Raw genomic sequence first — 18360 nt, forward strand, 5'->3', positions numbered from 1 at the left:
CCCGGCACCGCGCACACTGGACACCAGAAGGTGCGTGCGGTGCCGGGCGGTGCCCACCCCGCACCACAGCCTGAGCACCACCCCCCGTATTGAGGAGTTCCCCGTGGCCATCTCGGTCTTCGACCTGTTCTCGATCGGCATCGGCCCGTCCAGCTCCCACACGGTCGGCCCGATGCGCGCGGCGCGCATGTTCGCGCGGCGGCTGCGCAACGAAGAGGTGCTGGAATCCGTCACGTCGATACGCTCCGAGCTGTACGGCTCACTCGGCGCGACCGGCCACGGCCACGGCACGCCCAAGGCGGTGCTGCTCGGCCTGGAGGGCGCCTCGCCGCGCACGGTGGACGTGGAGACTGCTGACCAGCGGGTCGAGGACATCAGGACGACCAAGCGGCTGCGCCTGCTCGGCGAGCACGAGATCGCGTTCGCCTTCGACGCGGACCTGAAGCTGCACCGCCGCAAGGCGCTGCCGTACCACGCCAACGGCATGACGCTGTGGGCGTACGACGCCGCGGGCACGGAGCTGCTCTCCAAGACGTACTACTCGGTCGGCGGCGGCTTCGTCGTGGACGAGGACGCGGTCGGCGCGGACCGCATCGTGCTGGACGACACCGTCCTGAAGTACCCCTTCCGCACCGGCGACGAGCTGCTCCGCCTCACGAAGGAGACGGGTCTGTCGATCTCCTCGCTGATGCTGGAGAACGAGCGGGCCTGGCGCACGGAGGAGGAGATCCGGGCCGGCCTGCTGGAGATCTGGCGCGTGATGCGCGAGTGCGTGCAGCGCGGCATGTCCCGCGAGGGCATCCTGCCCGGCGGTCTGAAGGTCCGCCGCCGCGCGTCCGTCACGGCCCGCCAACTGCGTGCCGAGGGCGACCCGCTGGCGCACGCCATGGAGTGGCTCACGCTCTACGCGATGGCGGTGAACGAGGAGAACGCGGCGGGCGGCCGCGTGGTCACGGCCCCCACGAACGGCGCGGCCGGCATCATCCCGGCGGTCCTGCACTACTACATCAACTTCGTGCCCGGCGCCGACGAGGACGGCGTGGTCCGCTTCCTGCTGGCCGCCGGCGCGATCGGCATGCTCTTCAAGGAGAACGCCTCCATCTCCGGCGCCGAGGTCGGCTGCCAGGGCGAGGTCGGCTCCGCCTGCTCGATGGCGGCCGGCGCCCTCGCGGAGGTCCTCGGCGGCAGCCCGGAGCAGGTCGAGAACGCCGCCGAGATCGGCATGGAGCACAACCTCGGCCTCACCTGCGACCCGGTCGGCGGCCTGGTCCAGATCCCCTGCATCGAGCGCAACGGCATGGCCGCGGTGAAGGCGGTCACGGCCGCGAAGATGGCGATGCGCGGCGACGGCTCCCACAAGGTGTCCCTGGACAAGGTCATCAAGACCATGAAGGACACCGGGGCGGACATGAGCGTGAAGTACAAGGAGACGGCTCGGGGCGGGCTGGCCGTCAACATCATCGAGTGCTGACCCCGCCCTCGTCGGCGGGTTGCCAGGGATCGGCGGCCAAGGCTCCCGGTTCGATGCCGTAGCGCCGCAGTCGCTCCGCTTCGGTGGAGCGGCCTGCCCGGCGCGAGTCCTCGATCCTGTCGCGCAGTGACGAGACGTCGTGCGGGCAGGCGCCACCGGAACCCTCCGCCCCGACCGCGTCCTGCGCGTGGCCGGGCTCCGTCTCGCCTCCGGACCGGATCCGGGCCGGATGACTTCCCCGGGATGTCCGACGTCCCCGTCAACCTGTCGCTCGCGCAGAAACAGACGGCCCACCTCCCCATGGCGGAGGTGGAGCGGCTGCGCAACCGGCGCCCGCACATCGAACGCGCCCTCGACCAGGCGTACACCGCTGCCGACCTGGCCGTCGCCGTACGGAAGGCCGAGGCCACGGTCGCGCGTTGGCGCCGTTTCTGACCCCGGCGTGCCCTCCTCCCTCAGGGAGGCTCCCCGGCCGGCGGAGATCGATGTTCCTCCAGGGGCTACCACTCAGTAACCGATTGCTCCTACGCTGCCGCCAACTCAGCGACAGCGAAGGGGAGTTCATACATGGGCGCGGTTCGTGTGGTGAGACGGGTGGGGGCGCTCCTGGGTGCCGCCGCCCTGCTGATGGCGGTGCCGGCGAATGCCCACGCGGCGGGGCCGAAGTTCTCCGGGACGACGGCCATCGGGACGCACAACGCGTACGACAAGGCCAAGTACACCTATTTCGCACAGGCGTTGGACTCGGGCGCCTCGCTGCTCGAACTGGACGTGTACGTGGACAGCATCAGCCATCGCTGGCGCGTCAGTCACAGCAATCCGTTCGGCGACAACAACAACTGCGAGGCCGCGAAGACGCCGGGCGAGCTGTACAGCAAGAGCCGGAACCAGGATCTGGGCAGCTGCCTGGACAACATCGCGGCCTGGAACCAGCTGCATCCCGACCACCCGCCGATCGTGTTCAAGGTCGAGATGAAGGTCGGCTTCAACAACAAGGGGGGCCTCGGCCCGGACGAGTTCGACACCCTGGTGTCGCAGAAGCTCGGCAGCAGCGTGTACAAGCCGTCCGACCTGCTGGGCGGGACGTACTCCTCCCTGGACGCGGCGGCCAAGGCCGACGCCTGGCCCTCCCGCGACTCCCTCAAGGGCAAGTTCCTCTTCGAGCTGATCCCGGGCACGGTGGAGCAGTCCAACCCGTTCGACAGCTACTGGACGGACGAGGAGTACGGCGACCATCTCCGCGACCTGTACGCGGCGGGGAAGATCGGTGAGGCACAGGCCTTCCCGGCCGTGCTCGGCGCCGCGAACGGCGACCCGCGCACCAGCCGTTACGACGCCTCGATCAGGCCCTGGTTCGTGTTCTTCGACGGTGACGCGGCGACGTACGTGAACAACGCCTACGACACGTCCTTCTACTCGTCGAACCACTACATCCTGATCACCACGAGCGCCGACGGCGTATCCCCCTCGATCTCCTCGACCGATCCCACGGACGCCGAGGTCGCCGCCCGGCTCGCCCTGCTGGCCAAGGACCACGCGAGCATCATCACCTCGGACTGGTCGGCCAAGTCGGCGTCGGTCCTGGGGTCGGTGGCAACCCGGAGCTGACATTTCGGGTGCACCGGCGGATCTCCCGTGCCAAGGTGGGGCATACACACGTCAACTCCTGTCCCCCCACCGGCACTCAAGGGAGTCCCCCATGCTGCACGGCATTGACGTCAGCGCGTTCCAGTCGTCGTCGTACGACACGGACGGCCTCTCCTTCGTCTTCATCAAGGCGACGGAGGGGCGTTCGTACGTGAACCCGAGACTCGCCGCCCAGACCAAGCACGGCCGCGACGCCGGACTCGTCGTCGGCTTCTACCACTTCCTGTGGCCGGGTCACATCGCCGCCCAGGCCGAGTACTTCGTCAGGCACGCCCCCGAGCAGGCGGGCGACCTGCTCGTCGTCGACTGGGAGACGACCAGCGAGGGCACGCACGCCAGCAACGCGGAGAAGGACCTGTTCATCCGGACGGTGAAGGAACTCCGCCCCCACAACAAGGTGTTGCTCTACGCCAACCGGGAGTACTGGCTGAACGTGGACGTCACCTCGTACGCCGGCGACGGCCTCTGGATCGCCGACTACGTGAGCGCGGGCCACCCCCGCATCAAGGCCAAGTGGCGCTTCCACCAGTACAGCAGCGAGCCCCACGACAAGAATGTGGCCGCTTTCGCCGACCGCAGCGCTCTGCGGGAGTGGGCCGCCGGGAACTGAGGTCAGCCGCGGAAGTCCGCCGGGCGCTCCGGGGACGCCTCCGCCAGGGCCTTCCGCACGGCCTCCAGGCCCGCCTGCAGGCCGTACACCGGGGTGCCCGGCTGCTGGCGCCAGGAGTCGTCGAGGCCGCCGGTGTCGACCGTGTCGAAGCCGAGTTCGTCGATGAGATCGCGGACGACCTGCTTGGCGGCCGGGTCGTCGCCGGCCACCGGGAGGGCCATGCGCTCGGGGTCGCCGGCCGGGCGGGGGCGGTCGAGGATGTCCTGGGCGTAGGTGCCGTTGAACGCCTTGATCACGGGGTGTCCGAGGTGCCGTTCGGTCCAGCGGCTCTCGGTCAGGCCCTCGTCCTCGATGCCGGCGATCCGGCCGTCGCGCTGCTGCGGGTAGTAGTTGTTGGTGTCGATCACGGCGACGCCCTCGGCCGCGCCGTCCAGCAGGCCGGAGGGGAGGTCGGGGACCCGGTTGAGGGGGACGGTGACAACGACGACCTGGGCGCCCTTGGCGGCCTCCGTCGCCGGGACCGGGGTCGCGCCGGTCTCCTCGGCCAGCTCCTTCAGGGTCTCGGGACCACGGGAGTTGGCCACGGACACGTCGTGGCCGAGGGCGGTGAGCCGCCGGGTGAGGTTGCCGCCGATGTTGCCCGCGCCGATGATGCCGATCTTCATGCCAGAACCTTCCAAGGTCGATGCATGTGCATGCGTCAGTCGTCGGCGACAACCCCAGGGGGAACGGCAGTATTCCGGTGACTACGCCAGGCGGACGACCGCTCGCTGAACGTCCTCAGACCCGTACGACGATCTTGCCCGTGTGCCGGTTGGACTCCATCAGGCGGTGGGCGTCCCGGATCCGGTCGAGGCCGTCGAAGACCTCGCCCAGGACCGGGCGGAGAGTGCCGTCGGCGAGGCCCGAGGCGAGGTGGTGGGCGGCGCGGTGGCGGCCCTCGGCGGTGCCGGTGAGGGCGATGTTGGCGTAGCCGTGGACGGTGAGCGGCCACTGCCGGGGCAGCAGGATGGGCCGCTCGTCGAGCCAGCCGTAGGAGACCAGGGTCCCGTCCTGGACGACGGCGCCGCCCAGCTCCGCGAAGCCGGCGCCGCCGATCGCGTCGAGGACGATGTCCACTCCCCGCCCGCCGGTCAGCCTCCTGGCCTCCTTGACCACGTCCTCGTCGGCGCTGACGATCACGTGCTCCGCGCCGAGTTCGAGCAGCCGCCGCCGCTTGGCCCCGGTGCGGGTGGTGACGATCGGGACGGCTCCCGCCCGGCGGACGACCTGGATCGCCGCGGAGCCGACCCCGCTGGACGCGCCGGTGATCAGCACCTGGTGCCCCGGGACCAGGCCGGCCCGCTCCACCAACGCGCCGTACGCCGTCGTGTACGTCATCCAGGCAGCCGCACCCGTCACGGCGTCGACCCCGGCGGGGCGCGGGACCAGCGCGCTCTCCGGAAGGAGCACCCGGTCGCCGTAGACGCCGTGGGCGCTCAGTTCGAAGTTGGCGGCAGAGAGGACCGGGTCGCCCGCCGCGAAGGCGGTGACCCCCGCGCCGGCCGCCTCGACCTCGCCCGCCGCCTCGTAGCCGTTGCGGGAGGCGGGCAGGGTCGGCCGGTAGTAGTAGGTGCCCGCGCGGAAGAGCGCCTCGGCGCGGTTGAGGCCCAGCGCCTCGACCCTCACCAGCACCTCGCCCGGGCCGGGCGCGGGCAGCTCGATCTCCTCGACCGTGAGCACGTCGGGGCCGCCGAGTTCGTGAAAGAGCACTGTGCGTGCGGAAGTTGTCATGCCGTCGACGCTAAGTCCCGTACGGGAGACGCTCCATGTCCCCCGATCTCGGTTTCATGTCCGTACGTCTTCCCTGCCGAACTTCCGGGCTACGGTGGCCCCATGGACGTGCTCAGTGACGTCGTCGCCGCCATGCGCACCGGCCGCCCGCACTCCGCGCGCCGGTACAAGTACGCACCCTGGGGCCTGCACTTCGGCGCCGCCGACGAGGCCGGCTTCCATGTGGTGCTGCGTGGCTCGGCCTGGCTGATCCCGGACGGCGGCGAGCCGGTGGCGCTGGCGCCCGGGGACGTCGTCTTCCTCGCGCACGGCCAGGGGCACGCGCTGGCCAGCGGGTTGGACGTACCCCTGCAGGAGGTACGGCTGCTGCCGGACGGCACCTGGAGCGGTCCGCCGCCGGGCGGGCCGCCGGAGGGCTGCCCGGACACGGTGACGCTGTGCGGCACCTACCGGCTCGACCGCGCCCGCGCCCACCGGCTGCTGGCCGAACTGCCTCAGGTCGTGCACCTTCCCGCCCATGTCGGCAGCCACCGTTCGCTGCGGGCGGCGGTGGAGCTGCTCGGGATGGAACCGGAGGAACTGCGGCCGGGGACGGACGCGATCGTCACCTCGTTGCTGGACACCCTGCTGCTGTACATCCTGCGGGCCTGGTGGGAGAGCGAGCGCGCGGCCGGGCGGGCACGGGGCTGGTCGGCCGCGCTGGCCGACCCGGCGGTCGCGGCGGCGCTGCGCGCGCTCCACGGCGACCCGGCGCAGGCCTGGACGGTGGCACAGCTCGCCGCGACCGGCGGCCTGTCCCGCGCGGCCTTCGCCCGCCGCTTCACCGCGCTGGTGGGCGAGCCGCCTCTGACGTATCTGACCTGGTGGCGCATGACGGTCGCCGGACGGCTGCTGCGCCACGACGACCTGTCCCTGCGCCAGGTGGCCGCCCGCACCGGCTACACCTCGGAGTTCGCCTTCGCCAAGGCGTTCAAGCGGGAGTACGGGGTGGCGCCGGGGCAGTACCGGCGGGGGGTGGCATGACGAAGGGGGTGCCCTCCCCACGGGACGGGCACCCCCTTCGGGTGGGTCACTTGTTCAGGTAGGCCCAGAACTCGTCGAACGACAGGACCTTGTCGCCGTTCAGGTCGCGGGTCTTGATGATGGCCTCGGCGACCGTATCGGTGACGTTCCAGTCGCCCCCCTGCGCCAGGGCGTGCTTGAACTCGGCAGCGGTGATGACACCGTCACCGTCCGCGTCGATCCGCTGGAACTGCTTGCGTGCTTCCTCGATGTCAGCCACCGATCCGCCCCTTTTGCTCGTGATTCTCATGCCGTGTCGGCGTACTGTCGCTGGTCAGATTAACGGCCGCCGTGAGCATGGAGTGCGGCGACCACCCTGGAGACTCAAGGAGCACGGCTTTGGAGACCTTGCGGGACATTCTCGACGCGGCGGCACAGGGCGTCTTCCCGCCGGCGGACGGCGGCACGACGGTCGTTCCCCAGCCCTCGCCCCGGGACGCCGGTGTCCTGGCCTTCACCGCCCACTCGGTCGTGTTCACCGACGAGGATCCGGACTGGGTGCGGGAGACGCTGCGCGCGGTCACCGAGGAGTGCGACGCGCTGGCCGCCACGATGAACGCGCGCTTCCTGACCGCCCTGATGGACCGCACGGGGTGCCGTACGGACACGGTCGACGTGATGGTCGTCGGGTCCCCGCTGCCGGGCCGTCCGGCGCTCGCGCTGCGGGAGATCGCCGACCCGTCCCACCCGCGGGTGGTCAGCTCGCGCCGGCGGCGCGACGACGTCCGGGTGTGGACCGTGGACGGCGGGGTGCTGGTGCTGGGGCGCGGGGTGGCGGGCCGGCTGGAGGCGGCGGTCGAGGTGGACGACGCGGTACGCCACCAGGGGCTCGGCCGGGCGCTGGTGACGGCGGCGCGGCAGCTGGCCGACGAGCCGGTCTGGGCCCAGGTGTCGGCGGGGAACGCCCGCAGTATGCGGGCGTTCCAGGCGGCCGGGTACCGTCCGGTGGGCTCGGAGGTGCTGCTTCAGCGGAAGATGCCGGTGTGCCCGAGTGAGTAGCGGCCCGGCTGCGGGTAGACGGCGAGGCCGTGCGGTCCGCTGCCGACCCTGATGCGGGCCAGTTCGGTGCCGGTGCGGGTGTCGATGGCGTACACCTCGGAGTTGTAGCGGCCGGAGAGCCACAGCACCTTGCCGTCGGAGGAGACCCCGCCCATGTCGGGACTGCCGCCGCCGGGCAGGTGCCACTTCTTGGTGAGCCGGTTCTCGGTGAAGTCGAAGACGGAGATGGTGCCCTCGCCGCGGTTGGACACGTACATCTCCCGGGAGTCCCGGCTGATGTACAGCCCGTGGGCGCCCTTGCCGGTGGCGAGGAACTCCGGTTTGTCGAAGGTGTCCCCGTTCACGATCCACATGCCGTTGGCCACCATGTCGGCGATGTAGAAGAGCCTGCCGTCCGGGGAGACCTTGACGTCCTGCGGCATCGCGCCGTGCAACGGCAGCTTCTGGTGCGCGAGGACCTCCATCCGCGCGGTGTCGACCTTGAGGAGTTCGCCGCTGAACTCGCAGGAGACGATGAAGTAGCGGCCGTCCAGGGAGAAGTCGGCGTGGTTGACGCCGTAGCAGCCGACCGGGACGGCCTTCACCACCTTCATGGTGTGCGCGTCGCGGAAGACGAGCTGACGGTCCATGGAGGCCATGACGATCGCGTACTTGCCGTCGGGCGTGAAGTACAGGTTGTACGGGTCATGCACGGCGACCTTCCGGCCGGCCTTCCCGGTCCTCGGGTCGATGGGGGTGAGGCTGTTGCCGAGGTCGTTGTTGACCCAGAGGGTCTTCAGGTCCCAGGACGGCACCACGTGCTGGGGCTGCCGGCCGACCGGGATGGTCTTGAGGATCCGGTAGGTCTCCGGGTCGATGACCGTGACGGTGTCGGAGTTGGTGTTGGGGACGTACACCCGGGACGGGAAGTCCTTGACGGCCGGGGAGAGCCGGTTCGGTCGGTCGGCCGCGTAGACGTCGGTCGGGTCCAGCACCGGGGGCATCCCGGGCAACCCGTCCACCTGCTGCTTCTTCACCTGCGGCCGGGCGGGCGCCTGGCTGCCGAGGGCCTCGTTCTCCTTGTGCTGGGCTTCACCGCTGCACGCGGACAGCAGGGCCAGGGCGGTGAGGGCGGCTCCGGCGGCCAGGCGGCGGGCGGCTTTCGTGGTTCGCATCAGCTCAGCAGCTCCGTGGTGGTGACCGCGCGCAGGTGGCGGCGGTCGAGTTCGTGGAGTACGGCGGGGAGGGCGGCGACCGTGTCCGGATACCCGAAGTGCAGGCTCACCACCGAGCCGCCCCGCACTTCGGCGAGGACCTTGCGGGTGACGGCGTCGGCGCCGGGGCGGGTGTAGTCGAGCGAGTCGACGTCGTACGACAGCACGTGCGGGTAGCCCGCGGCGCGGGCGAGCCGGGTGACCAGCGGGGAGGCCGTCGGGGAGCGGGAGGGCCGGAACCAGGTGCCGATCGACCCGGTGAGCCGCTTCAGCCGGTCCGCGCAGTCGGTGATCTCCTTGCGGGCGTCGGCCTCGGCCATGGCGTTGATGGAGATGTGCCGCTGGGTGTGGTTGCCGAGGTCGTGGCCGCCGTCGACGATGCGGCGGGCCAGGCCCGGGTGCTGGTCCAGCCAGGTGCCGACGGCGAGCACGGTCAGCCGGGCGCCGTGCTGTTCGGCCGTGCTGAGCAGGGACTCGGCGAAGTCGGGGTCGCCCTGCCCGTGGAAGGTGAGGGCGACCTGGGGGCGGGTGCGCGGGCCGTGGGTGATCTGGGCCGGCAGACCGGCGTAGGCGCGGGGGGCGGGGGCGGCGTGGGAGGTGGCCGCGGGACGGCCGGACGCGTCGGCGGGTGGGGCGGACCCGGGATGCGCGGCGGTCGTCGCGCCGGGCCGGGCGTCCTGGCCTGCGCCGCAACCGGCGGCGAACGCGCCCCCGGTGACGAGCCCGGCACCCGCGCGCAGCACCCCGCGTCGGTTGGTCGTGGTCACCCGCACCATTTAAGGGGCGTTGGGTAAGAAAACGGCCGATTGCGCCGATCGAGGGGCGATTTCGGGTCGCAGTCGCCACCGGATCCCGCGCACACGGGTGTGCCCGGCCCTCCATCGGGTCGGGCACGCCCGTGCCGTGGAACGGTCCTACCCGATGCCGAAGGCCACCAGGTGCCCGTCCTTGGTCCCCACGTAGACCCGGCCGCCGTCGGTGGCGGGCAGCGACCACTTGGACGCCGTGCCGATCGGGAAGGACCGGCGCAGGTGCAGGGTGCCGTTGACCGGCACCGGGTCGTAGACCCGCAGTGCTCCGGCGGAACCGGCGGCGGCCACCGTCCAGACCAGGGCGGTGCCGGGCATCGTCCCGTTGGAGGTGACCACGGGCGAGGACGAGCCGTAGCCGAAGCTCTCGGTGCTGGTGCCGGCGCTGGTCAGGACCGGAGTGCCGGCGCCGTTCACCGAGTACTTCAGCGCACGGAGCGGCGAGCCGTGACCGGTGTCGGTGGCCACCGTGTACACGTAGCCGCCGTCACCGCCCCAGACGCCCGGGTGGCCGAAGATGCCCTCGAACGGACCGGCCGTGCTCACCGCGTTGTCGGTGCCGTTCGACCCCTGGCCCATGCCGCCCAGATGGTCCCGGTCCAGCAGGAAGACGCGGCCATCCTTTCCGACCTGGACCAGCAGGCGCGGGTGCGCCGCGGTGCCGAAGCTGTTCGGCAGGGCGACCGGACCGCCCGAGCCGAGGTCGGTGTCGTGCACGTCCATGGTCTTGTTGTCGGTCGGGCTGAAGAAGGACCTGGCCGAGAGGCTGCCGTCGCCGTTCACACCGAGACGCACCACCGACTCTCCGAGGCCGGCCGGGGGCAGGTTGCCGGGTCCGGCGCTCGGCGAGCCGCCCGTTCCGGTGCCGTTGCCGGTGGCGACGAAGATCCGCCCGTTGCCGTCCGAGACCAGCCCGCCGCCGCTCTGCCAGATGCCGGCTTCCTTGCTGTCGGAACCGGCCTCGGCGGACCACAGGGTGAGCTTGCGGCTGGTGACGTTCGCGCCGACCACCTGGCCGACGTACGGGCCGTGGTCGCAGTACGAGGCGAACCCGGCGTACACCGACCCGTTGAGCAGCAGCAGGCCGGGGCGCTGCGACGCCGTGAGCGGGTTGAACGGGTGGCCGGGGCTGTTGGTGGGCGTGCCCTTGATGGTGAGCGGCCAGCCCGCGCGCTCGGCGCCGCTGGAGGCGCTCAGCGCGTGGAGGTACCAGTGCGGGTGCATCGCGTCCGGGCCGTCGTCGACCTTGCTGGTCAGATAGACCGTGTTGGACGACGCGTCGTACACCGGGGTGGCGGTGATCCCGGTGGACCCGCTGTTGCAGCCGACGGCCGAGGTGGGCCAGGCCGGGCCGAGCTGGCGGGTCCAGCTGGTCCTCCCGGTCGAGGCGTCGATGCCGTAGACGTAGTTGTTCTGTGTGGCGACGACGACGTTCTTGCCGGTGACCAGTGGCTGGGCCGACACCACGCCGTTCACCGCGGTGGACCAGCGCTGCCCGAAGGCGGAGGAGGACACCAGGGCCGGCGCCAGCATCGGTTCGTGCGTGTCCCACCCGGTGCGCCTGTTGTTCTCCGAGACGGTGGACTCGACGGCCTGTGACGGAGCGGCGATCCCGAGCAGCAGGAGTCCCGCCAGAGCCGCCGCCCTCGCCCTCGGCCGCAGCAGCCCTCGTCGTCCTCTTCCTTGTCGGTGTGTCGGTGAAGTGACTCGCACCATGTGATCCGCCCTTGTCTCCGGTTGCGTGGACGCCGGCATCCGGCCGAGGGCCATTCTGGTGACTGACAGTCACATCATCGGTACGCCAAGGGGGCGTGGCGGAGGATTCATTCGCAGGGAGCAAGCCGTCGGGTCTCCTCGACCCCGGTCATTGGGCCTGTCGCCCTAGCGGTCGGCGACCCGCATCTCGAACCAGGTGGTCTTGCCACGTGGCAGGAGGTCGACGCCCCAGCGGTCGGACAGCTTGTCCACCAGGAACAGGCCGCGGCCACTGACGTCCATGTCCTGAACCGGCATCAGACAGGGCAGCCCACGGGAGGGATCGCGGACCTCGATGCGGATCCAGCCACGACGGCGGCGCATCCGGAGGCCGAAGACCCGGGCCCCGGTGTGCCGTACGGCGTTGCCGACGAGTTCGGAGACGAGTAAGACCACGTCCTCGGTCATCTTGGGGGTCAGCCCCCACTGCCGCAGGACGACGACCTGGGCGAGCCGGCGCGCGGTGGCCGCGGACTCCGGGCGGGACGGCAGCGGTACCTCCGCCTCCGTCGGGTTGCCGAACAGTTCGAGCGCCTTGAGCGCCTGCTCGTCCTCGACCGCGGGCGACCACCGCGCCGCGGCCGCACGGCTGTGTCCCCGCGGCTGTTCGATGCCCTCCAGCCCCGCCATGCCCCCATGATGGCCGTCCGGAGCCGCCTCCGTGGCCGTTCCGGAGGAATACACCCCCCGTACGCCCCTGCCACGCTCCGGCCTACCGGCATATGCCGATGGCATGTCCGATCTTGGAACAGCCCATCCGACCTGCGGCGATGGCTCACTTCCGGGCAACCGACGGACTCCCTCGACGAGGCAGGTTTAAGGTTGCCTTAAGGCTCCCATAAACCGCCCCATCGAGGGACCCGGATCAGACAAGGCGTCAACTGCAAGCCTCAGCACGGAAGTTCAGCGGTGAACTTCACAGGAACTTCGCCTTGCCCGGCCCCTCCTCGACGAAGCTGCGCATGCCCCGCTCGCGGTCCTCGGTGGCGAACAGACCCGCGAACCAGTTCCGCTCGACGGCGAGTCCGGTGTCGATGTCGGTCTCCAGGCCGGTGTCGATCGACTCCTTCGCCGCACGCAGCGCGATGGCCGGCCCCTGGGCCAGCTTGGCGGCCCAGGCGTGCGCCTGCTCGTAGACCTCGGCGGCCGGGACGACCCGGTCCACCAGACCGATCGCGAGGGCCTCGTCGGCCTTCACCATCCGGCCCGTGAAGATGAGGTCCTTGGCCTTGGAGGGGCCGACGAGGCGGGGCAGCCGCTGGGTGCCGCCCGCGCCCGGGACGAGACCGAGCAGGATCTCCGGCTGGCCGAGCTTGGCGTTGTCGGCGGCGATGCGGAAGTCCGCGCACAGGGCCAGCTCGCAACCGCCGCCGAGCGCGTACCCGGTGACGGCCGCGACGACGGGCTTGGGGATGCGGGCCACGGCGGTGAAGGAGTCCTGCAGGGCGCGGCCGCGCAGGACCATCGCGGTGTGGTCCATCGCCTGCATCTCCTTGATGTCCGCGCCCGCCGCGAACACCCGCTCGCCGCCGTAGATCACCACGGCGCGCACGTCCTCGCGCCGCGTGGCCTCCTCGGCGAGCTCCTTCAGCCGGTCCTGCGTGGCGACGTCCAGCGCGTTCATCGGCGGCCGGTCCAGCCGCAGCGTTCCGACACCTTCGGCGACTTCGAGATTCACGGTCATGCGCAGCAGGTTAACGGGCACTAACGGCAACTGGGGCGGTGCGGTCGATCACATCCGGCCGGGGGTCTGGGGGTTGCCCCCAGACAGGCACAGCACGGGCACTAACGGCAACTGGGGCGGTGCGGTCGATCACATCCGGCCGGGGGTCTGGGGGTTGCCCCAAAAACGACCGCCGGCCCGGTGCCGTAGTTCACAGCACCGGGCCGGCAGCTCACCGAGGGCTCACTTCTTCCAGTCGGCCCAGGACATGTTCCAGCCGTTGAGGCCGTTGGCCGGGTCCACCGTGCGGTCGTGGGAGTGCTTCACGATCACCACGTCGCCGCTCATCGAGTGGTTGAAGAACCAGGCCGCCGGCACGTTCTTGTCGTAGCCGCCGCGCACGTCACGGAGGCCGACGCAGCCGTGGCTGGCGTTGTAGTTGCCGAAGGCGTCGCCGCCCCAGTAGTTGCCGTGGATGAAGGTGCCGGAGTCGGTCAGGCGGATGGCGTGCGGGACGTCCTTGATGTCGTACTCGCCGCCGTAGCCCACGGTCTCGCCGTTCATGCGCGTCACCGTGAGCTTCTCACGCATGACCATCTGGCCGTTCCAGGTGTCGTAGCCGGGCTTGCCGGTGGTGACCGGGATGGTCTTGATGACCTTGCCGTCCTGGGTGACCTTCATCGTGTGCTTCTTGGCGTCCACGATGGAGACCTGGTTGCGGCCGATGGTGAACTTCACCGTCTTGCGCTGCTCGCCGTAGACGCCGTCGCGGCCCTTGACGCCGTCCAGGTTGAGGTCGACGGTGACCTTCGTGCCGGCCTTCCAGTACTTCTCGGGACGGAAGTCCAGGCGGTCGTTGCCGAACCAGTGGCCCTCGACGTCGACAGCCGGCTCGGTCTTGATCTTGATGGCCTTCTCGACGTCGCCCGGGTTGGTGATGCCCCGGGTGAAGTGGACCGAGAACGGCATGCCCACACCGACGGTGGAGCCGTCCTCGGGGGTGAAGTAGCCGACGAAGGTGTTCTGCGGGGTGAGCGTCGTGAAGCTGGAGTCCTCGGCGGCCTCACGGCCCGCGGAGTCCTTGGCGACCGCGTGCACCGTGTACTTGGTGCCGGCGGCCAGATGGGTCGACGGCGTCCACGAGGTGCCGCCGCCGGCCATGGCGCCGTCGACCTTCGCGCCCTTGGCGTCCTTGACGGTGACCTCGGTCAGCTTGCCCTTGCTGACGTTCACCTTCAGGGCGCCGCTGGTGTCGACGCCCGTGGCACCGGACTTGGGCGAGATGCTGACGGCGGCCGTCGACTGCTTGCCCTGCTGCGTGCTGGGGTCCTTGCCCTTCCCGTCGCCGGAACCGGCCCCGGACCCGGACCCCGAGTCACCGCCGCCGCACGCGGTGAGGGTCACGAGCAGGGCGCCGGCTATGAGCGCCAGCCCCTTACGGCCTCTCCCCCGGCCCCCCACCGACGCCCCCGAAACAGGCCGCACGTTCACTTGTTCTCCCCTCGCCGGGCCAGGTCAGGCCCGCTCCCCACCACACTTGGTGTGCGCATGTTAACCGCAGGGTTTTGAGCGAGGTGTCAGGTGAATGTCACCGTTCAGTCGCAAATTCAACCGGCCGTCCTCGCCCGCAACCCTGTCCCTCATCCGGTTACTTGACCGCGCTGCCCGCTTTCCACTCCTTCCAGGCCATGTTCCACCCTCCGAGGCCGTTGTCGGGAGCGACCGTTTTGTCCTCGCTGTTGACGACCTCGATGACGTCACCGACCAGACTGCGGTCGAAGAACCAGCCCGCCGGAGTGTCCGAACTGCCGCCCTTGACGTCCCTCAGCCCGACACAGCCGTGGCTGACGTTGACCCGGCCGGGGGCGTCCGAGGACCAGTAGTTGCCGTGCAGGAAGGTGCCGGAGTCGGTGAGCTTCATGGCGTGCGGGACGTCGGGGATGTCGTACTCGCCGCCGAAGCCGACCGTCCGGCTGTTCATGCGGGTGACCTCGAGCATCTCCATCACCACCATCTTCCCGTTGTAGGTGGTGGTCTTGGGTGCGCCCGCGGTGATCGGCACGTTCGCGAGCAGTTGCCCGTCGCGCCGGACCTCCATCATGTGCTCGGCCGCGTCCACCCGGGAGACCTGGCTGCGGCCGACGGTGAAGGTGAACGTCTTGTCCTGCAGGCCGAAGGCGCCGGGCGCCCCTTCGACGTCCCTGAGGCCGAGGTCGACGGTGACCTCGGTGCCGGGCTTCCAGTAGGCCTCGGGGCGGAAGTCCAGACGGTTGTTCCCGAACCAGTGCGGGCGGATCTCCACGGGCGGATTCGCGGTGACCCGTACTGCCCGTTCGACAGCGGCGCGGTGGGTGATGTCCCGGCTGAAAGCGAGGGAGACGATCATTCCGGTGCCGACGGTGGAGCGGTTTTCGGGCGTGACGTAGCCGATGAACCGCTCCGCGGGGACGAGGGTGGTGAACGTGGTGTGCCGGGCCGATCGACCGCCGTCGGCGTCCAGCGCGACCGCGTCCACGGTGTACTTGGCGGCGAGCGCCAGCCGTTCGTCGTCCGGTGCCCAGCTGAGCCCGTCGGCGCTGATGTGCCCGGGGACCGGGGAGTCCTGCGCGTCCTGGGACCTGACGACCTTCACCTTCTCCAGGCGCCCGTCGGGCACCCGTACCCGCAGCCGCTCCCCGGGTTTGACACCCGTTCCGCCGTCGTCGGGGGTGACCCGGATGACGTCCTCGGGGGCCGGATGTTTGCCGAGGACCCGGTCGAAGTCCAGTCCGCCGGGGCTGCCCGAGGAGCAGCCGGCCAGCAGACCCGCCCATGTCAGTACGGCGGCCAATGCGGCCCCCGCGCGCCGTGCGCGCCCGTTTACGTGCCTCACGTGGGACTCAACGACCGGGCACGCTCCGGGGAAACGTGAGTGCGACGCCAGGGCTGGGCAGAACAGTGGGGAGGACGACGCGAAGGGGAGCCGCCGCGCCATCGTCGGAGCCGTCGGGGCGCAGCCGTACCGGGCGGCCGAGCGTGCCCTGGGCCGGAAGGGTCCGGGCACGCTCGGCCCTTCGGCGCGGCCGACTGCGCCCCGGGGGCGAGCCACTGAAAGAGGGGCCGACTGGTGACGAGCGCAGCCGAGCAGCGGGCACTGGCCGAGGGGCGGGCCGCCGAGAGCGGGCAGCCGGCTGCCGTGGTGGACGGCGTCCGTCGCGCCCTGCCGGCCGCCCCGCCCGCGTGGCCGGGTGCGCCGACTCCGCTGGGGGCCCGGTTCCGGGTGGGCCCGGACGGGGTCGCGGGCACCAACTTCGCGCTGTGGGCGGGCGGGGCGGAGGCGGTCCGGCTGTGTCTGTTCGACGAGCGGGGCCGGGAGACGCAGGTCCCGCTGACCGAACTGACGCACGAGATCTGGCACGGCTTCGTCCCGGGCGTGATGCCGGGGCAGCGCTACGGCTACCGCGTCGACGGCCGCTGGGACCCGTGGACCGGCGCCCGCTGGAACCCGGCCAAGCTGCTGCTGGACCCGTACGCGCGGGCGGTGGACGGTGAGTTCGGGCTGCCGCCCGAGGTGTACGGGCACGTCCGGGACTGGCCGGAGCAGCATGTCGCCGACACCGTGCGCGACGACCGGGACTCGGCGCCGTACGTCCCCAAGGGCGTCGTGGTCCACGATGACGACGACTGGGCCGACGACCGCCGCCCCAAGACGCCCTGGGCGGACTCGGTGATCTACGAGCTGCACGTGCGCGGCTTCACCCAGCTGCACCCCGGCATTCCCGAGGAACTGCGCGGCACCTACGCGGGCCTGGCGCACCCGGCCGCGATCGAGCACCTGGTGAAGCTGGGCGTCACGGCCGTGGAGCTGCTCCCCGTGCACCAGTTCGCCCACGAGGACCATCTGCTGCGCCGCGGTCTGAAGAACTACTGGGGCTACAACTCCATCGGCTACTTCGCCCCGCACGCGGCCTACGCGGCCTCCGGTACGACGGGCCAGCAGGTCGGCGAGTTCAAGCGGATGGTCCGCGCGCTGCACGCGGCCGGCATCGAGGTCGTCCTCGACGTGGTCTACAACCACACCGCCGAGGCGGGCGAGCTGGGCCCCACGCTCTCCCTGAAGGGCATCGACAACCGCGGCTACTACCGTCTCCAGCACGACGCCCGCCGGTTCGCCGACTACACCGGCTGCGGCAACACCCTGCACGTGGTCCAGCCCCAGGTCCTGCGGCTGATCACGGACTCGCTGCGCTACTGGGTGACGGAAATGGGCGTGGACGGCTTCCGCTTCGACCTGGCGGCGGCCCTGGCCCGCTCGATGCACGACGTCGACATGCTGTCGCCCTTTCTGGCCGTCATCGCCCAGGACCCCGTGCTGCGCCGGGTCAAGCTCATCGCCGAGCCGTGGGACATCGGTTCGGGCGGCTACCAGGTGGGCGCGTTCCCGCCGCTGTGGACGGAGTGGAACGACCGCTACCGCAACGCCGTACGGGACTTCTGGCGCCACGCCCTGCCCGATGTGCGGGAGATGGGCTACCGCCTGTCCGGCTCCAGCGACCTGTACGCCTGGGGCGGCCGGCGCCCCTACGCCTCGGTCAACTTCGTCACCGCGCACGACGGTTTCACCCTGCGCGACCTGGTGTCGTACGAGACCAAGCACAACGAGGCGAACGGCGAGAACAACCGGGACGGCACCGACGACAACCGGTCCTGGAACGGCGGGGCCGAGGGGGAGACGGACGACGAGCGGGTAGGGGCCCTGCGGCGCCGGCAGCTCAGGAACCTCCTGACGACCCTGCTGCTGTCCACCGGCGTGCCCATGCTGGTCGCCGGCGACGAACTCGGCCGCACCCAGCGCGGCAACAACAACGCCTACTGCCAGGACAACGAGATCAGCTGGCTGGACTGGTCCCTGCTGGACGACCCGGCCTGGCGCCCCCTGTTCGACCTGACCTCCCGGCTGATCGCCCTGCGCCACCGGCACCCGGTGCTGCGCCGCCGCGCCTTCTTCTCCGGCCGTGCCCACTCGGCCGACGGCCTGCGCGACCTGGCCTGGTTCACCTCCCGGGGCGAGGAGATGACCGAGGGCGACTGGTACGCACCCGCCGCCACGCTTGGCATGTATCTGTCCGGACGGGACATCCCGGGCCGGGACGAGCGGGGCGCGCCGGTCCTGGACGACAGCTTCCTCACCGTGCTGCACGCGGGCGACCGGCCGACGGGTTTCGTGCTGCCGGGCGCGCCCTGGGCGGAGCGGTACGAGGTCGTGGTCGACACCTCGCGCGAGGAGCAGGCCGAGGCGCCGGGCACGGTCCATCCGGCCGGTACGGAGATCATGGTGCCGGCCCGGGCCGTCCTGCTGCTGCGCGTCGACTGACGCTGTGTGAGTCCTGTGCGTGACG

At 70.9% G+C, this 18360-nt stretch carries 17 protein-coding genes; 7 read left to right on the top strand and 10 right to left on the bottom strand.

The window, feature by feature from the left end; translation table 11 throughout:
- Positions 1-103: 103 nt before the first annotated feature.
- From ACIRVH_RS32510 to ACIRVH_RS32525, 4 genes are all read left to right on the top strand, one after another.
- On the top strand, positions 104-1471 hold the full coding sequence (locus tag ACIRVH_RS32510) for an L-serine ammonia-lyase (RefSeq protein ID WP_403960626.1): 1368 nt from the start codon (positions 104-106) through the stop codon (positions 1469-1471).
- 243 nt (positions 1472-1714) lie between these two features.
- Positions 1715-1906 (top strand): hypothetical protein, encoded by a 192-nt coding sequence (locus ACIRVH_RS32515; RefSeq protein ID WP_403960629.1) that lies wholly within the window; start codon positions 1715-1717, stop codon positions 1904-1906.
- 132 nt (positions 1907-2038) lie between these two features.
- Positions 2039-3079: a phosphatidylinositol-specific phospholipase C domain-containing protein gene (locus tag ACIRVH_RS32520; RefSeq protein ID WP_403960632.1), complete on the top strand. Its 1041-nt coding sequence runs from the start codon at positions 2039-2041 to the stop codon at positions 3077-3079.
- 91 nt (positions 3080-3170) lie between these two features.
- Positions 3171-3728, top strand: a complete 558-nt coding sequence (locus ACIRVH_RS32525; RefSeq protein WP_403960635.1) for a GH25 family lysozyme — start codon at positions 3171-3173, stop codon at positions 3726-3728.
- A gap of 2 nt (positions 3729-3730) precedes the next feature.
- On the opposite strand, the gene ACIRVH_RS32530 is transcribed toward ACIRVH_RS32525, so the two are convergent.
- Together ACIRVH_RS32530 and ACIRVH_RS32535 are read right to left on the bottom strand one after the other, a co-directional pair.
- A complete protein-coding gene (locus ACIRVH_RS32530; protein ID WP_403960727.1) occupies positions 3731-4432 on the bottom strand; it encodes an NADPH-dependent F420 reductase in 702 nt (233 codons plus the stop codon).
- A gap of 76 nt (positions 4433-4508) precedes the next feature.
- On the bottom strand, positions 4509-5501 hold the full coding sequence (locus ACIRVH_RS32535; RefSeq protein WP_403960638.1) for a zinc-dependent alcohol dehydrogenase family protein: 993 nt from the start codon (positions 5499-5501) through the stop codon (positions 4509-4511).
- A 102-nt stretch (positions 5502-5603) separates the two neighbouring features.
- Between ACIRVH_RS32535 and ACIRVH_RS32540 the strand changes: the two genes are divergently transcribed.
- Positions 5604-6524, top strand: a complete 921-nt coding sequence (locus ACIRVH_RS32540) for an AraC family transcriptional regulator (protein ID WP_403960641.1) — start codon at positions 5604-5606, stop codon at positions 6522-6524.
- A gap of 46 nt (positions 6525-6570) precedes the next feature.
- Here ACIRVH_RS32540 and ACIRVH_RS32545 read toward each other — a convergent pair whose 3' ends face one another.
- Positions 6571-6783 (bottom strand): EF-hand domain-containing protein, encoded by a 213-nt coding sequence (locus tag ACIRVH_RS32545; RefSeq protein WP_145887416.1) that lies wholly within the window; start codon positions 6781-6783, stop codon positions 6571-6573.
- 119 nt (positions 6784-6902) lie between these two features.
- Between ACIRVH_RS32545 and ACIRVH_RS32550 the strand changes: the two genes are divergently transcribed.
- Positions 6903-7562: a GNAT family N-acetyltransferase gene (locus tag ACIRVH_RS32550; protein WP_403960644.1), complete on the top strand. Its 660-nt coding sequence runs from the start codon at positions 6903-6905 to the stop codon at positions 7560-7562.
- On the opposite strand, the gene ACIRVH_RS32555 is transcribed toward ACIRVH_RS32550, so the two are convergent.
- From ACIRVH_RS32555 to ACIRVH_RS32585, 7 genes are all read right to left on the bottom strand, one after another.
- Entirely contained in the window at positions 7529-8716 is a 1188-nt protein-coding gene (locus tag ACIRVH_RS32555) for a hypothetical protein (protein ID WP_403960646.1), read from the bottom strand. The two genes, ACIRVH_RS32550 and ACIRVH_RS32555, sit on opposite strands and share 34 nt — an antisense overlap.
- Entirely contained in the window at positions 8716-9531 is an 816-nt protein-coding gene (locus ACIRVH_RS32560; RefSeq protein ID WP_403960648.1) for a polysaccharide deacetylase family protein, read from the bottom strand. The genes ACIRVH_RS32555 and ACIRVH_RS32560 overlap by 1 nt, the downstream gene beginning before the upstream one ends.
- Before the next feature lie 138 nt (positions 9532-9669).
- Positions 9670-11097 (bottom strand): PQQ-binding-like beta-propeller repeat protein, encoded by a 1428-nt coding sequence (locus tag ACIRVH_RS32565; RefSeq protein WP_403960649.1) that lies wholly within the window; start codon positions 11095-11097, stop codon positions 9670-9672.
- 348 nt (positions 11098-11445) lie between these two features.
- Positions 11446-11949 carry an ATP-binding protein gene (locus tag ACIRVH_RS32570; RefSeq protein WP_403960652.1) on the bottom strand — a complete coding sequence of 168 codons (504 nt, stop codon included), beginning with the start codon at positions 11947-11949 and terminating at the stop codon, positions 11446-11448.
- Between the two features lie 286 nt (positions 11950-12235).
- Entirely contained in the window at positions 12236-13003 is a 768-nt protein-coding gene (locus ACIRVH_RS32575; protein ID WP_403960655.1) for an enoyl-CoA hydratase/isomerase family protein, read from the bottom strand.
- Positions 13004-13225: 222 nt separating this feature from the next.
- Positions 13226-14473: an Ig-like domain-containing protein gene (locus tag ACIRVH_RS32580; RefSeq protein ID WP_403960658.1), complete on the bottom strand. Its 1248-nt coding sequence runs from the start codon at positions 14471-14473 to the stop codon at positions 13226-13228.
- A gap of 157 nt (positions 14474-14630) precedes the next feature.
- A complete protein-coding gene (locus tag ACIRVH_RS32585) occupies positions 14631-15854 on the bottom strand; it encodes an Ig-like domain-containing protein (RefSeq protein ID WP_403960661.1) in 1224 nt (407 codons plus the stop codon).
- A 234-nt stretch (positions 15855-16088) separates the two neighbouring features.
- Here ACIRVH_RS32585 and glgX point away from each other — a divergent pair, with 234 nt between their 5' ends.
- Positions 16089-18335, top strand: coding sequence for a glycogen debranching protein GlgX (gene glgX / locus ACIRVH_RS32590; RefSeq protein ID WP_403960664.1), 2247 nt, complete (start codon positions 16089-16091; stop codon positions 18333-18335).
- Positions 18336-18360: the final 25 nt, after the last annotated feature.

The sequence above is a fragment of the Streptomyces sp. NPDC101165 genome (assembly GCF_044768135.1).
GTDB lineage: Bacteria > Actinomycetota > Actinomycetes > Streptomycetales > Streptomycetaceae > Streptomyces.

Excerpts from the sequence above, each read along its gene's own strand:
- ACIRVH_RS32540 (WP_403960641.1), top strand. The coding sequence starts at position 5,604 with ATGGACGTGCTCAGTGACGTCGTCGCCGCCATGCGCACCGGCCGCCCG.
- ACIRVH_RS32575 (WP_403960655.1), bottom strand. The coding sequence starts at position 13,003 with ATGACCGTGAATCTCGAAGTCGCCGAAGGTGTCGGAACGCTGCGGCTG.
- ACIRVH_RS32515 (WP_403960629.1), top strand. The coding sequence starts at position 1,715 with ATGTCCGACGTCCCCGTCAACCTGTCGCTCGCGCAGAAACAGACGGCC.
- ACIRVH_RS32560 (WP_403960648.1), bottom strand. The coding sequence starts at position 9,531 with ATGGTGCGGGTGACCACGACCAACCGACGCGGGGTGCTGCGCGCGGGT.
- ACIRVH_RS32535 (WP_403960638.1), bottom strand. The coding sequence starts at position 5,501 with ATGACAACTTCCGCACGCACAGTGCTCTTTCACGAACTCGGCGGCCCC.
- ACIRVH_RS32525 (WP_403960635.1), top strand. The coding sequence starts at position 3,171 with ATGCTGCACGGCATTGACGTCAGCGCGTTCCAGTCGTCGTCGTACGAC.
- ACIRVH_RS32520 (WP_403960632.1), top strand. The coding sequence starts at position 2,039 with ATGGGCGCGGTTCGTGTGGTGAGACGGGTGGGGGCGCTCCTGGGTGCC.
- ACIRVH_RS32565 (WP_403960649.1), bottom strand. The coding sequence starts at position 11,097 with ATGCTGGCGCCGGCCCTGGTGTCCTCCTCCGCCTTCGGGCAGCGCTGG.
- ACIRVH_RS32570 (WP_403960652.1), bottom strand. The coding sequence starts at position 11,949 with ATGGCGGGGCTGGAGGGCATCGAACAGCCGCGGGGACACAGCCGTGCG.
- ACIRVH_RS32555 (WP_403960646.1), bottom strand. The coding sequence starts at position 8,716 with ATGCGAACCACGAAAGCCGCCCGCCGCCTGGCCGCCGGAGCCGCCCTC.